Here is a 14,513-nt window from a genome sequence, read left to right as displayed (position 1 = left end):
AAATAGATGCTTTTAATATGAGTATTTGACTGTGCATATTTGAATCGTTAATTGGCATTGCAGTGAGATTCCTCTTGATCAAAACCTAAGGTGTCTAATTCAGTTCTAGGGTGTAAAATTCCCGCTTGAGGAGATTGAGACACCAAAGCATGAGGCTGAATTAATGCCATTGGCATTCTTAGCTGTCCATTCCAAGTGCGAAAACTTAGCTTGCGTCCTTTATAGGCCGCCAATTTAAAGTCAGCAGATTTAATGTAAGCTGCTAGCTCTGTAACTGATGCAGAGTTGATTTTATGAACGGCTTGGGCAACGGATCGAACTGCAAGGTAGCCAGTAAAGTCAATTTCATTCATATACCGACTCGTTAATTTTTTAAAGCGCGTTTGTAATTGCGCAGCTCCCCATTGCTCTATAACTTTATGCCAAGACAATGCTTCAAGACCTGCAGAGCCAACAACGGGTCTGGGTAGGTAAGTATTGAAAGGAATGTACTCGGCAAAATCTTTAGTTTGGTCGGCAACATAGACAACATCATATTCTTTTGATGTTTGGGTGAAAAGTGGTATTTCCTGTTGGGCGCTTCGTCTGAGATCGGTATTAAAACTCCATGTTTTCTCTGAAATTACTTTCAGGCCGTAGCGCTTAGCAGAGCGTTTAAATGAGTTAGCTAAAGCAATATCAGCCGGTTTTTCGCCACGAATTAGCAATACTTGAGTTAATCGTCGATAAAGTAACCATTGGGCAAGGGCATCAGACTTCATGGCATTACTTGGGGCAGTATGTAAAATTTTATTTAAACATTGGCCATTACGTAATTTATTTGAAAATTCACTTATATTGAACAATAAAATTTTTTTATTTTGTGCCCACACGTTGATTTCATTCAACACAGGTAATGGCGCATCAAGTATGAAAATAGCTTTTCCAAGACTGAATTCTTCTTTTAAACGTTTAAGTAAGTTTTGCTGTTTTGTAAACTCAAAAGATCTCAGGGAAAAATGCTGCTGTAAAAACTTTCCCGTAGTATTTGAATCTTCTATTGCTAACCTTACCCCTTGATAACCACTGTCAGGTGCCATTTTTATCACATTTGATAAAGCTGGCGCGTGCTGTTTTTCTAGCTTGAGATAAGTAATATCAATAGATAAAGGCGTTGAAAAAGCACTAAAGCTAACTAAAAAAGCAAAATAGATAATGCCTATTAGTCGTGTTGGTTTTTTAGATGAATTTTTTTTTAGCATGGTAATTTAATCTCAGCTATAGAAGTCATAACGTCTTATTATTTATCATCATATAGTAGTAATGAACTGATTTATAGGTGCAATATTTATAGCAAATAAAACATTAACCATCTGTTTATTAAGTATTTATCTGTATTTTTTATAGTAGAGGTTGATTAAAATCATACTAAAGGATGAGGGGAACATATCTAAAGTACAGTTCGGAAATAACAAACGATTCGCTAGACTAGTTTTATACAATTTAAAAATGAACTAAGAGGTTTTAAAAATGATTAAGTTAAACTTTAAGCGTACATGCTTGATAGCCTGTGTATCCCTTTTTTCGTATGGAGTATCAGGTCATGGACCGGTAACGCCGCAATCAATAGACACATCTGAACTACCTCAATTAGGGGAAGAGTGGCTAGAAAGAAACCCTTATCGTGAAGTAACAGGTGATGTGCGTAAAAGTGTACTTAGCATTGGTGCATCTGCCTATAATCAAAATTGTGCTCGTTGTCATGGCTTAGGTGGCATTTCTGGAGGTATAGCACCTGACCTTCGTATTCTACCAACTGATTATGATGGTGATGAATGGTATGGCTATCGTGTACAAAATGGTGCGGTACGCAACGGCGCTGTCTATATGCCAAAAATGACTGAACATTTATCTCAAGAAGCACTTTGGGCTGTTCGAACTTGGTTAGAGTCTGTGAGAAATGATGAAGAGTAACTCACGTTTACTTTTTCTCGTCTTAAGCTGTTGCTGGTTTCTTTGTGCAACAGCTTTTTCGCGTTCTTATGATGATATCATTGAAAAAAATGAAATTATTGTTGCAGTCTATCGTGATTTTCAACCTTTTTCTTATCTAGAGAATGGTGAAGAAAAGGGCATAGATATTGATTTAGCACACGCCATCGCAAAAAAACTCGGTGTTAAACTTAAGCTCCGTTGGATGACTGCCGATGAGACGGTTGATGACGATCTGCGCAACAATCTCTGGAAAGGGCACTTTCTTAACCGCACAGTCGCTGATTTGATGTTAAGAGTACCATATGATAGAGATTATTCTTTATTACGTGATGATATTGGCGAGCTAGTTCATCAGCATGTTCATATGTTTGCACCTTTTCATACTGAATCTTGGAAAGTTATCTTTAATAGTAAAAAAATTGAATCAGTCGAAACCATTGCTGTGTTTCAATATCATGATGTTGGTGTTGAAGTTGATTCAATTCCTCAGTTTTATCTCACTTCTGCCTTTCAAGGTCGCATGAGAGATCGAGCTAAACAATTCCCAACGATTAGCGAAGCCATTAGTGCCATGACCGAAAGTAAAGTTGATGCCGTAATGGGACTTACCAGCCAGATTAGTCACTATCAAAGTGAGCTTTCTAAAACAAACTATCCACTTGCTAAAAATGCTTTTCCTATGATGGGACAGCAACAATGGGATATCGGTATGGCGGTTAAAAATGATTATAGACAGTTAGGTTATATGGTAGCTGATATCGTTGAAAGCATGATAAATACAGGTGAAATAGAGAAAATATTCGCTAAATATCATGTTATCTACAAAATACCCAATTTGTATAAAGCTGCTGAATAAGTAGTCATCCTAAGTGATGAGGCAAATTCATACTGCGGTTCAGTAGTTAATACTAAAGCAACATTTTATGATTAATTCAACCTGCATAATTCAAATATATTTAGCAAGTTATATCAACGTATAAATAGCATTATAAGCAAATTGTATATTAAATTTCATGAGGGAAAAACAATGATTAAAATGACTAAAAATAAAACCAAAGCATTGTCATTATCGATGATAGTCTCATTAGCGCTAACAGGCATGGCAAATGCTAATGTGACCGATAAAGACATTCTAAATGACCAAATGACAACGGATGATGTTGTTTCTTACGGCCTAGGCCTTAAAGGACAACGTTACAGTCCGTTGAAAAAAATCAATACTGAAACTGTTAAAGAAATGCGACCTGTTTGGGCTTTTTCGCTTGGTGGTGAAAAACAACGCGGGCAAGAATCACAACCCATGATCAAAGATGGCGTGATGTATATTACTGGCTCTTATTCTCGTGTTTATGCTATTGATGCCAGAACAGGCGATGAACTTTGGCAATATGATGCAAGGTTACCTGATGGCATAATGCCATGTTGTGACGTAATAAACCGTGGTGTTGCTTTATACGGTGACTTAGTTATTTTTGGTACGCTAGACGCTAAGCTAGTTGCGTTGGATAAAGATTCCGGTAATGTTGTTTGGAAAAAGACAGTAGAAGATTATAAAGCCGGCTATTCAATCACAGCTGCGCCAATTGTCGTTAAAGGCAATGTTATTACGGGTGTTGCTGGTGGTGAGTTTGGTGTTGTCGGTAAAGTAAGAGCGTATGATGCTAAAAACGGTAAACTTGTATGGGAACGTCCTACTGTTGAAGGCCATATGGGGTATATTTGGAAAGATGGCAAGAAAATGGAAAATGGTATTTCTGGCGGTGAAGCCGGAAAAACTTGGCCAGGTGACTTATGGAAATCAGGTGGTGCTGCGCCATGGTTAGGTGGTACTTACGATGTTGATACAGATTTACTGTTTTTTGGTACGGGTAACCCTGCACCTTGGAACTCACATTTACGCCCAGGTGATAACCTTTTCTCATCATCTCGTTTAGCGATTGATCCTGATACCGGCAAAATTGTTTGGCATTTCCAAACTACTCCGCATGATGGTTGGGATTTTGATGGTGTAAACGAATTAGTTTCTTTTGACTACAAGCAAAATGGAAAAACAATAAAAGCGGCGGCTACTGCTGACCGTAATGGCTTCATGTATGTACTTAACCGCGAAAATGGTGATTTCATTAGAGGCTTCCCATTTGTAGATAAAATTTCTTGGGCTTCAGGTCTAGATAAAAATGGTCGTCCTCTTTACATTGATAGCAACAGACCCAGTAACCCGGCTGATTCTAAAGATGGTAAAAAAGGTAGCTCTGTTGAGTCTACACCTGCCTTCTTAGGCGCTAAAAACTGGATGCCAGTTGCTTACAGTAAAGACACTGAATTATTCTATGTACCATCAAATGAATGGTCTATGGATATTTGGAATGAACCAACAGCCTATAAAAAAGGCTCAGCTTATTTAGGTGCGGGTTTTACTATTAAAGCAATCAATGAAGATTACATTGGTGTCTTAAGAGCGATGGATCCTAAAACGGGTAAAGAAGTTTGGCGTTTCAAAAACTACTCACCGTTATGGGCTGGTGTGTTAGCGACTGCAGGTAACTTAGTATTTACCGGTAACCCTGAAGGCTACTTGTTAGGCCTGAATGCTAAAACCGGTGATGTTGAATATAAGTTCAACACTGGCTCTGGTATCGTTGGTTCTCCCATTACTTGGGAAATGGATGGTGAGCAATATATTTCAGTACTATCTGGCTGGGGTGGCGCTGTTCCTCTATGGGGTGGTGATGTAGCTAAACGTATTAAACACTTAAACCAAGGTGGTAGTGTTTGGACATTTAAGTTACCTAAATAATAAACATTTATTTCTAGTAAACCTAAACAGTTACTATTGCTCTAAGTTGCATAGCTAATGTGAAGCTTACGTTAGCTATACAAGCACACTATAATTGGAAAATTTATTTTGATTATAGTGTGCTTTTATAATAGAAATTTCATTGAAAAAACCAACCATTCAAACATACATATATTCACATCAATGTCATCACTATGACGACAAAGTAAATTAAAAGTCCGACCAACATACCCTTTACTCTTAAATAAGGGCTAGATAAAAGCTACAAAAATATAAGTGATAGGTGTATTATTTTGTTAAAAAAATCAATAGGTAATAAAACATCAAACAACACAGGATCCTCTATACCCTTGTTAAGTGAAATGGTGATTCACCCGTTAAGAGAAAGGCTCTATAATGAATTACACAGTCGTCCTTTTCAGTCAATCTCAAACCCTTCGCAACTTACGCATATTGTTATCCAGCATCAAGGTGAACTAAAACAGCAAGAGTATGCATTTATTTCTCTGCTATGTAATCGCTTTCAAATCAGTTGTCCCGCAGAACCTATGCCTTGTTTTTATCAAGACTTTGGTTTGTTCAATTTACGCTGGGAAAGACATTTAGAGTACTCTACCTATACTTTTATTCATCAAGCGCCATTAACTGACCAGCCTTTTATCAAAAATGCTATCGATTATGTGCCAAGTGGTTGGTTTGAACATATGCCAGGCGAAGTAATTTCTGCTGTACATCTAGTGATTGAACCTGAAGATATTAAGGTTTCAAATGAACATAAAGTAGAGAGATTTTTTGATAACATGCTGTTAATTGCCAGTGCGCCAGTAAACTCAAAGGCTAAGGTATGGAGCTCGTTTAAATTACATGAGGATGGTTTTGCTCGTTTTTTGATTTATCAGCAAGACCTATCGTCTGAACAGTTAGGACGATTAGTACAACAACTGTTACAACTTGATACCTACAGATTAATGGCCACCTTGGGGCTACCATTAGCACAAGCTATTAATAGCGAACTCAATCAACTGGATTTACAGCTTCAAGAAGTAACCACTTGCATCGCCTTCGGCACAGAGAAAAATGACCGTGAATTACTGACCCAAGTATCCATAATAGCAGCCAAAGTTGAGGATTTTCGTAGCCAAAGTACCTACCGATTTTCGGCAACTAATGCCTATTACGACGTGTTTTTACAACGTATAGAAGAATTAAAAGAAGACGAAATTTCAGGGTATATGACTCTACAAGAATTTCTAATGCGTAGAATTACTCCAGCGGTTAAAACCTGTCAAACAGCGGCCAATCATTTAGAAGATATTTCTAGGCGAGTTACCCGTGCTAGTGATTTACTCCGCACACGAGTTGATATGGTACTGCAAGAGCAAAATCAAAAATTACTCAAATCAATGAATCGTCGTGCTCGTATACAAATGCGCTTGCAACAAACGGTTGAAGGCTTATCTGTTGCCGCTATTAGTTACTATGGTATGCAGTTATTTGAAACCATGCTAAGTTCTTTACCTTCTTTAGGCGTTGCATATAATCACGATTTGGTTAGTGGTTTTTCAGTACCTATTGTTATTTTTTTGGTCTTTGTTGGTACTCGTTTTGTGCATAAAGATTTGATGAAAAACCTTGATGAAAAAACCGATAAATAACCATAAAATAAGTTTGATTACTATAGATGTTTGGCCAACCAGCTGTTGCTGAGCGAAGTATCGGAAGTCCAGTAATATCAATACAGCCTAGTACTATTCTCTAGTTGAACAAGTATCATGATGACATGTTATGTCTTGGATTATTTTGATCCGCATTACAACTTTCACTATGTTGAACAATTATGCGAATTATACCATTTTTTCAATGGCCAAATTAGTTAACAAAATGCTAAGACTTGAGCCAATAAAAATTCTGATGAATATTCAAATGCCTGAGAACTCAATTACATTTTTACTGGTACTAAAAAACTCTGTCTAAGTGGGCGGCACGCTTTTGAGCATCAAAAACATTACTCTCTTGGAGCTGTATAGATAAGGATCTAATATCGTGAAAACTAGGGCGGTCTGTGCATTTTTCAATATCATCAAATAGGCCTAGCTCATCACGTATATTAGAAAAACTCTGCTAATGTGTACTGAGCGTAATTGGGTTCGAGGATCTAAACCGCTACCTAGCCAGCGATTTTGATCTTTTCTTTGACGCATGTAGTGAACTACCTATGGCCAAAAAATATCGTCTTGCTTTACATTTCAACCAAGGTACTCTGCTTTATTAACTAGGGCTCATTTTTTTACCAGTATGTGTTGAACAATATACGTGCGTTCTCACTTGGAACACGAAAGAAAATCAAGAAGAAGTGCCAAGGTTTATTCAGTCATTACACCTTAAGCTCGAATGGTTTGAATGAACATTACCATGATAATAATAGGGCAGATCAATTTCACATAGTAGGGCCATATACGCCAAAAAAAAGTTGATTCTAATAACTCATTACCTTGTTTTAATTCTTCTAATATTTTGTTTCTATGCCATACCCAACCAATGAATAGACAGGTAATTAAACTGATGAGTGGTTGGCTATATTGAGTAGTAAAACTCACGATAAAGCTAAAGAGTACCTCAAAGAAAAATATTAGCACGATACTAATCAGTAATATCATTAAACCAATAACGACTGTTCTTTTTTGTCTTGAACCTTGGTTGCTTTCAAGCGAATAAGCAACGGGTACTTCGAGCATTGATATTGATGAGGTTAACGCGGCAATACTCATCAATAAAAAGAAAACCGCTGAAATGATATTGCCTACTGGCCCCATACTACTAAACAATGCCGGAATCACAGTAAAGATTAACTGATCACCGTCAATGAGCGCACCTTGTGAATCAAAAATAGTGACGCCATTATGTAAAGCAACATACATGGCAGGAATGATTAACATGCCCGCTAGAATGGCAATGCCGCTGTCGACTAAGGCCACTGAAAGTCCCAGTGAAACAAGGTTTTCTTTTTTGCTAATGTAGGAGCCGTAGATCAGCATGCACCCCACACCTAACGATAAAGAAAAGAAGGCTTGGCCCATTGCGCTTACTAACAGCTCTGGCTGGAGTATTTTTGAAAAATCCGGTATTAAATAAACACGCCAGCCTTCAGCTGCACCTTCAAGCGTGGAAATATAAATAATCATGGAGACGATTAAAATGAATAAAACGGGCATTAGCCGGCTGGACCATTTTTCAATGCCTTCGCTAACACCATGACGAACAATATTAATGGTTAACAGTGAGAATATGGTACAAAAGATAATATTACGTTCTATTGAAAAAGTGACCAACCAATTAGAAAACTCATGCCAACCAATGATCAAGGTTAAAGCTTGTAAAAAATAAGCGATCATCCAGCCAGCAACGATAGAATAAAAACTGAGAATAAGACTGACGGTGCATAAACCCCACCAGCCAGTGGCTTTGCCGATCTTTTTACCTGTTTGGCTATCAGAAATCTTTTGCATGGCGTCAACCATATTGGCTTGCGCGTATCGACCTATAGTGAGTTCGGCCATTAAAATGGGGTAGGCTAAAGTCAGTGTGAGCAGTAAATACACGAGGACAAACGCGCCGCCTCCATTGGTGGCAACTTGGGTGGGAAATCCCCAGATGTTTCCTAATCCTACCGCGGCACCTGCCGCTGCCATGATAAATCCCAATCTTGATGAAAACTGTCCACGAGCACTCATAGAATAAACCTTAATAATGACTTAAATTGAAACGTGAAGCATGACGATAAAATAATCATAATACTTTGTTTTATAGACCTATTTAAGTTCGGGTGACTTAAAGTATCAGTGATAAATTAGCTGATAGGCCTAGTACACTAGCTATGATTAGGATACTTAAAAATGAATACTTTCCTAGCCCTAATAAAATTTTTTACTGCTATAAACTGCAATTTGGTCGATTTTTTGAATTGATAAAAAAAAAGCCTTAATCCCGCTAGACCTTAGTGATTCTTCTGTTCGTGGTAATTTCTCTGAATTAATCATTCATATTTTGAATGCAAATGCTAAATTAATAAAATTATAGTTATTTATTAAAGGTGACTAAGATGATGAACAAGTATTAACACTTGTTGTTTTAGCTGATCTAGTTGAGTTAACTGATTTAGAAATAGCATACATGGGATATAGGATTAAATTATGTCAGTTCCAAGCAAGCTCATGTCATATATCAAGGGTAAGTTTGTCGATAGCGAATGTTACTTTGACAACATAAACCCCGTAGACGGTAGTGTGATCTCGGTAATATCTGAAGCAAATCATCAGATGATTGACGATGCCGTAGCCGCTGCAAAAGAAAGTCAATGGGCGCAGCTCACTGTCAATGAACGTTGTGTGTTGCTTAATAAAGTTGCTGACGTAATGCAGGAAAGAGAGCAAGATTTTATAGACGCTGAAATAGCCGATACAGGCAAGTCACTATTTCAAGTGAAGACCATTGATATACCAAGAGGTACCGCTAATTTTCGCTTCTTTGCCGATTTAGTCAAATATCCCGCGAATGAAAGTTTTATTACCGACACAGCGCAAGGCACAAAAGCATTAAACTATAGTGTTAATAAACCACTGGGTGTAGTGGCTATTATTTCTCCGTGGAACCTGCCTTTATTGTTGGCAACATGGAAAATTGCACCGGCAATGGCTTGTGGAAATAGTATCGTTTTTAAGCCCTCTGAAGAAACGTCTTCTACAGCATTTTTACTGGCACAAGTGATGGATGACGTGGGTATTCCTAAAGGTGCGTTTAATTTGATTTTAGGACGTGGCCATGCTGTCGGGGATGCTATTACTAGCCATAAAGGAATTGATGCCATCACTTTTACGGGGGCATCTGCGACAGGGCAGCGAATCATGGCATCTGCAGCACAAACCGTGAAGCCGATTTCGTTTGAATTAGGCGGTAAAAACTCCGCTGTTGTCTTTAGTGATGTAGACATTGATAAGGCGGTTGCAGGTGTGGCACGCTCAACGTTTACCAATTGCGGTCAAGTGTGTTTATGTACAGAAAAAGTTTATGTACACAGATCAATTTTTGACGAGTTTGTTCGCAAACTTAAACACCATGCTGCCAATATCAAGATTGGTTACCCAACCGATGAAGCGGTATTTATGGGGCCTTTGGTATCCAAAGTACATCAACAAAAAGTACTTTCTTATTACCAGCTTGCCCGTGAAGAGGGGGCTAAGGTTGAACAAGGTGGCGGTGTACCTAAGTTTGGTGATAAGCGTGATAACGGTTGTTATATCGAACCGACTATTCTTACTGGCCTTGATGACCATGCACGTATTAATCAAGAAGAGATCTTCGGGCCAGTATGTCACGTTTCTCCCTTTGATGACGAAGCTGAAGTCATCAAGCGTGTTAACGATACACCCTATGGGCTAGCGGCTTCTTTATGGACAGAAAACTTATCTCGGGCGCATCGGGTCGCTCCACAAATTGACGTTGGTTTAGTCTGGGTAAATACCTGGTTTTTACGCGACCTTAGAGCGCCTTTTGGTGGTACTAAACTTTCGGGTGTTGGGCGAGAAGGTGGTTTGCATTCTTTAGCTTTCTATAGCGAACCAAGCAATATCTGCATTAATATTGAAGGGTAAATGATGAGTCAGTCAAATCAAAGTAAAGTGGTCAGTGGTAAAGCTAAACCTAGAGGTACATTTCCGCACGTTAAGCGTGCGGGCGATTTTATTTATATATCAGGGACAAGTTCACGATTACCAGATAATAGTTTTGCCGGAGTTGAAGTAGACGAAATGGGCAGTACAAACTTATGTATTGCCAGCCAAACGCGTGCGGTGATAGAAAATATAGCCGATATTTTGGCATCAATGGATGCTTCGTTAGACGACCTTGTTGAAATTTCTACCTTCCTTGTGAACATGAATGACTTTCGTGAGTACAACAAGGTTTATTCAGAATTTTTTGATTTTGATGGCCCAACGCGTACTACCGTCGCGGTGCATCAATTGCCACATCCACATTTATTAATCGAATGTAAAGGGGTTGCTTATAAACCGCTATCGACTAGTGCGGTGATTAACCAAACACCTGAAAAAACAGAGGAAGCCTCCCATGAGTAAATTGGCTGCGTTTAATTTTCAACACTGGATAGAAGAGCATAAACATTTACTTAAGCCACCCGTTGGCAATGTCCAAATATGGACTGACACTGACATGATGGTGACTGTTGTCGGTGGACCCAATCAACGTACTGACTTTCACGATGACCCTGTTGAAGAGTTTTTTTACCAACTTAAAGGCGACATGGTGCTTAAAGTGATTGAAGACGGCGAACATCGCGATGTATTTATTCGTGAAGGCGATATATTTTTTTTACCACCTCATGTGCGTCATTCTCCTCAACGTCCTATGGAAGGCAGTATTGGTTTGGTGGTTGAGCCGGCAAGAGCGGCTGGCGTTAAAGACGCATTCGAATGGTATTGTTTTAGCTGTGACGCGCTAGTGCATAGAGTTGAAGTACAGCTTGTCTCAATTGTTAAAGACTTACCACCGCTTTATAAAGCCTTCTATCAAGATATAGCAGCACGTACTTGTGGTAACTGTGGTGAACTCCACCCCGGAAAAGAGCCACCGAAAGCTTGGGTAACCCTGGAAGAAAAATCATGAATGTAATTGATATTCACTCGCACTTTTTTCCAAAGCAATGGCCAAGTTTGGCTGAACGTTTTGGCGGCGATGACTGGCCATGGTTGCGTCATAGCAGCGATGACAGTGGTAGTGCGATGTTAATGCAAGGCAGTAAAGAATTTAGACCCATCTATTCAGCTTGTTGGGACGGAAATAAACGGCTTGAAGAAATGGATAGTGATGGCGTTCAAAAGCAAATAATTTCTGCTACGCCTATTCTGTTTGGTTATGAGCGTCCTGTTGAACAAGCCTTGTACTGCGCGCAATTGTTTAATGATGCGGCGCGTGAGATATGTCAGATAAATCCGCAACGTTTGTTTTCATTGGCACAAGTACCATTACAAGATCTTGATGCCTCATGTAAAGAAGCATCACGCGCTAAAGCAACCGGCCACGTTGGTATTCAAATAGGTAACCATGTTGGTTTAAAAAACATGGACGATGACACTGTACTCGCTTTTCTTGAGTATTGTGCAAACGAAGATATCGCCATATTTGTTCACCCATGGGACATGATGGCCAGTGAGCGTACTAAAGATTATATGATGGGCTGGACCGTTGGAATGCCGGCCGAAACTCAGCTTTCCATTGTCTCTATGATACTCGGTGGCGGTTTTGACAGAGTCAGTAGCAAACTAAAAATATGTTTTGCTCATGGTGGCGGTTCATTCGCTTTTTTACTGGGGCGTTTAGAGAATGCTTGGCATCACCGTGATATTGCCCGAGGAAAATCAAAGTATCCGCCTAGCCATTATCTTGACCGATTTTATCTTGATACCGCGGTATTTGACCATGACGCGCTTGAGTTGTTAGTGAAAAAAATGACAACAGATCGTCTTATGTTTGGTACCGATTATCCGTTTCCATTAGGCGAACAACAAATGGGGCAATTGATCAAAACGGCTCCAACCTTATCGAATGAAGACAAGCAAAAATTACTCGCGAGTAATGCTGAGTCTTTCTTTAACCTGACATAAAGCTGGGATTACTAACTATGTTAAATGACATTGCACACACTTTAGATCAAGCGGCCGCTTCTGCTGCCAGTGTTGAACAAATATCACTCACTAAAAAGATTACTTTACCTGAAGCTTACGAAATTCAAAAACTCAGTATTGAGCGGCGACTTGACCGTGGTGAAAAACTGGTGGGTTATAAAATGGGCTTTACTAGCCGAGCTAAAATGCTACAAATGGGCGTGGATGATCTTATCTGGGGCCGCCTTACTGACGCCATGCAAATAGAAGAGGATCAAGAAATTGATCTAACAAAATATGTTCACCCAAGAGCGGAGCCTGAAATTGCTTTTTTACTCAATAAGCCCTTGTCAGGAAAAGTAACTAAAGCAGAAGCACTTGCCGCGGTAGAGGCTATTGCACCCGCCATAGAAATTATTGATTCTCGTTATCAAAACTTTAAGTTTTCACTTGAAGATGTCGTCGCAGATAACAGCTCAAGCAGTGGTTTTGTTATTGGTCAATGGCAGTCTAAAGACAGTAACCTCAATGGCTTGGCTATGCATTTAACGGTTAATAATAAGCTTGTTGCAAGTGGTTCAAGTAATGATATTTTAGACCACCCGATTAATTCATTGGTTGAAGCCGCTCGTTGTATTGGCGCGGCAGGTGAAGAGCTTAAAGCCGGACAAATTATTCTAGCAGGGGCCGCGACAGCTGCCGTGGCATTAGAGCCTAATCAAACTATATCGGCCAATGTTATCAACTTAGGTCGCTGTCAATTTAAGACCAAGGGTTAATTTATGACACACGAAAATTCATTAGCTTATGCTAAAAAACAAGATGCAGAGGATCCATTGGCGGCTTATCGCGATAAGTTTCATCATCCGGTGATCGATGGTAAACAAGTACTCTATTTTACCGGTAATTCACTTGGTTTACAGCCAAAAAGTGCACGTGAATATATCAATAAAGAGCTTGATGAATGGGCAAAATGGGGCGTAGAAGGTCACTTTGAAGCAGAAAATCCTTGGGTAAGTTACCACGAAATACTAACGCCAGCTTCAGCTCGTTTAGTCGGCGCTAAAGAGTCTGAAGTTGTTTGTATGGGGTCATTAACCAACAACTTACACTTATTATTTGTTTCATTTTATAAGCCAACAGCTAAACGTTTCAAAATTATTAGTGAAGCGAAAATGTTTCCATCAGATCGTTACTTACTAGAAACTCAAGCAAGACATCATGGTCTTGATCCTGATGAAGCCATTATTGAAGTATCACCGCGTGAAGGTGAATACTTAATACGTGAAGATGACATTATTGCAGCCATTGAAGAACACAGCGACGAATTAGCGTTAGTCTTTTTTGGCGGGATGAATTACTTTACAGGCCAACTTTTTGATATGGAAAAATTGACCCAAGCAGCCCACGAGCATGGTGCATTGGCGGGTTTTGATTTGGCCCATGCTGCGGGTAATGTTCCATTAGAGTTGCATAAATGGAATGTAGATTTTGCGGCTTGGTGTACTTACAAATATATCAACTCAAGTGCGGGTAATGTGGCAGGGCTATTTGTTAATGAACGCCATGGTAACGATACCTCTATTAACCGATTTGGTGGATGGTGGGGTCACAATAAAGAACGTCGCTTTTTAATGGAAAATACGTTTGATCCAATGCAAGGTGCTGAAGGTTGGCAAATAAGTAATGCACCCGTCATGGGAATGGCAATACTAAAAGCGTCCTTAGATATTTTTGATGAAGCAGGTATCCATAATTTACGTGCTAAAAGCGTAAAACTCACAAGCTACCTAGAGTTTATTTTTAACGATGTGGTAAGTAAATACCCTAATTTTCAACTAGAGATAATTACACCGACAGGCCCGAAAAAACGTGGCGCACAACTTTCTATCAAATTGATTGGAACAGATAAAACCTTCTTTGATAAATTGACTAAAGCGGGTGTTATTAGTGATTTTCGTTCACCTGATGTGATCAGAGTTGCCCCTGCACCCTTATACAATAGTTTTGAAGATGTATATCAATTTGGTAATACCTTACATAGCTTACTGTCTGAATGGAGATAA

12 protein-coding genes are annotated in these 14,513 nt (G+C 39.2%); 10 read left to right on the top strand and 2 right to left on the bottom strand.

Features of this window, described 5'->3' with window-relative positions:
• Positions 1-47 precede the first annotated feature (47 nt).
• Positions 48-1,241, bottom strand: coding sequence for an ABC transporter substrate-binding protein (locus H4J54_RS01710; RefSeq protein WP_182189091.1), 1,194 nt, complete (start codon positions 1,239-1,241; stop codon positions 48-50).
• A 268-nt stretch (positions 1,242-1,509) separates the two neighbouring features.
• On the opposite strand from H4J54_RS01710, the gene pedF reads away from it, so the two are divergent.
• The 4 genes from pedF to H4J54_RS01690 all read left to right on the top strand — a co-directional run bounded on the left by pedF (position 1,510) and on the right by H4J54_RS01690 (position 6,426).
• A complete protein-coding gene (gene pedF / locus H4J54_RS01705; protein WP_182189090.1) occupies positions 1,510-1,953 on the top strand; it encodes a cytochrome c-550 PedF in 444 nt (147 codons plus the stop codon).
• On the top strand, positions 1,940-2,830 hold the full coding sequence (locus H4J54_RS01700; protein ID WP_404851884.1) for a substrate-binding periplasmic protein: 891 nt from the start codon (positions 1,940-1,942) through the stop codon (positions 2,828-2,830). The genes pedF and H4J54_RS01700 overlap by 14 nt, the downstream gene beginning before the upstream one ends.
• Positions 2,831-3,010: 180 nt before the next feature.
• On the top strand, positions 3,011-4,771 hold the full coding sequence (locus tag H4J54_RS01695) for a PQQ-dependent methanol/ethanol family dehydrogenase (RefSeq protein WP_182189191.1): 1,761 nt from the start codon (positions 3,011-3,013) through the stop codon (positions 4,769-4,771).
• Between the two features lie 293 nt (positions 4,772-5,064).
• A complete protein-coding gene (locus H4J54_RS01690) occupies positions 5,065-6,426 on the top strand; it encodes a DUF3422 family protein (protein WP_182189089.1) in 1,362 nt (453 codons plus the stop codon).
• 726 nt (positions 6,427-7,152) lie between these two features.
• On the opposite strand, the gene H4J54_RS01685 is transcribed toward H4J54_RS01690, so the two are convergent.
• Positions 7,153-8,502, bottom strand: a complete 1,350-nt coding sequence (locus H4J54_RS01685) for a sodium-dependent transporter (protein WP_182189088.1) — start codon at positions 8,500-8,502, stop codon at positions 7,153-7,155.
• A gap of 459 nt (positions 8,503-8,961) precedes the next feature.
• Here H4J54_RS01685 and H4J54_RS01680 point away from each other — a divergent pair, with 459 nt between their 5' ends.
• The 6 genes from H4J54_RS01680 to kynU are packed head-to-tail and all read left to right on the top strand — an operon-like array spanning position 8,962 to position 14,513.
• Positions 8,962-10,419, top strand: coding sequence for a 2-hydroxymuconic semialdehyde dehydrogenase (locus H4J54_RS01680; RefSeq protein WP_182189087.1), 1,458 nt, complete (start codon positions 8,962-8,964; stop codon positions 10,417-10,419).
• On the top strand, positions 10,420-10,902 hold the full coding sequence (locus tag H4J54_RS01675) for a RidA family protein (RefSeq protein ID WP_259367104.1): 483 nt from the start codon (positions 10,420-10,422) through the stop codon (positions 10,900-10,902). It begins immediately after the preceding gene.
• Positions 10,895-11,449 carry a 3-hydroxyanthranilate 3,4-dioxygenase gene (locus H4J54_RS01670; RefSeq protein ID WP_182189086.1) on the top strand — a complete coding sequence of 185 codons (555 nt, stop codon included), beginning with the start codon at positions 10,895-10,897 and terminating at the stop codon, positions 11,447-11,449. Before H4J54_RS01675 ends, H4J54_RS01670 begins: the two co-directional genes overlap by 8 nt.
• Complete coding sequence (locus H4J54_RS01665) at positions 11,446-12,447, top strand: amidohydrolase family protein (protein WP_182189085.1); 1,002 nt, start codon at positions 11,446-11,448, stop codon at positions 12,445-12,447. Before H4J54_RS01670 ends, H4J54_RS01665 begins: the two co-directional genes overlap by 4 nt.
• A 17-nt stretch (positions 12,448-12,464) precedes the next feature.
• Positions 12,465-13,226 (top strand): 2-keto-4-pentenoate hydratase, encoded by a 762-nt coding sequence (locus H4J54_RS01660; protein ID WP_182189084.1) that lies wholly within the window; start codon positions 12,465-12,467, stop codon positions 13,224-13,226.
• A gap of 3 nt (positions 13,227-13,229) precedes the next feature.
• Complete coding sequence (gene kynU, locus H4J54_RS01655) at positions 13,230-14,513, top strand: kynureninase (protein WP_182189083.1); 1,284 nt, start codon at positions 13,230-13,232, stop codon at positions 14,511-14,513.

The sequence above is a fragment of the Colwellia sp. MB3u-8 genome (assembly GCF_014076985.1).
Classification (GTDB): domain Bacteria; phylum Pseudomonadota; class Gammaproteobacteria; order Enterobacterales; family Alteromonadaceae; genus Cognaticolwellia.
Note: the sequence above shows the minus strand (reverse complement) of the source record. Positions and strands in the feature narration are given on the sequence as shown.

Coding starts and splice junctions, on each gene's coding strand:
- pedF (WP_182189090.1), top strand. CDS start 1,510: ATGATTAAGTTAAACTTTAAGCGTACATGCTTGATAGCCTGTGTATCC.
- H4J54_RS01710 (WP_182189091.1), bottom strand. CDS start 1,241: ATGCTAAAAAAAAATTCATCTAAAAAACCAACACGACTAATAGGCATT.
- H4J54_RS01675 (WP_259367104.1), top strand. CDS start 10,420: ATGATGAGTCAGTCAAATCAAAGTAAAGTGGTCAGTGGTAAAGCTAAA.
- H4J54_RS01695 (WP_182189191.1), top strand. CDS start 3,011: ATGACTAAAAATAAAACCAAAGCATTGTCATTATCGATGATAGTCTCA.
- H4J54_RS01660 (WP_182189084.1), top strand. CDS start 12,465: ATGTTAAATGACATTGCACACACTTTAGATCAAGCGGCCGCTTCTGCT.
- H4J54_RS01700 (WP_404851884.1), top strand. CDS start 1,940: ATGATGAAGAGTAACTCACGTTTACTTTTTCTCGTCTTAAGCTGTTGC.
- kynU (WP_182189083.1), top strand. CDS start 13,230: ATGACACACGAAAATTCATTAGCTTATGCTAAAAAACAAGATGCAGAG.
- H4J54_RS01680 (WP_182189087.1), top strand. CDS start 8,962: ATGTCAGTTCCAAGCAAGCTCATGTCATATATCAAGGGTAAGTTTGTC.
- H4J54_RS01670 (WP_182189086.1), top strand. CDS start 10,895: ATGAGTAAATTGGCTGCGTTTAATTTTCAACACTGGATAGAAGAGCAT.
- H4J54_RS01665 (WP_182189085.1), top strand. CDS start 11,446: ATGAATGTAATTGATATTCACTCGCACTTTTTTCCAAAGCAATGGCCA.
- H4J54_RS01685 (WP_182189088.1), bottom strand. CDS start 8,502: ATGAGTGCTCGTGGACAGTTTTCATCAAGATTGGGATTTATCATGGCA.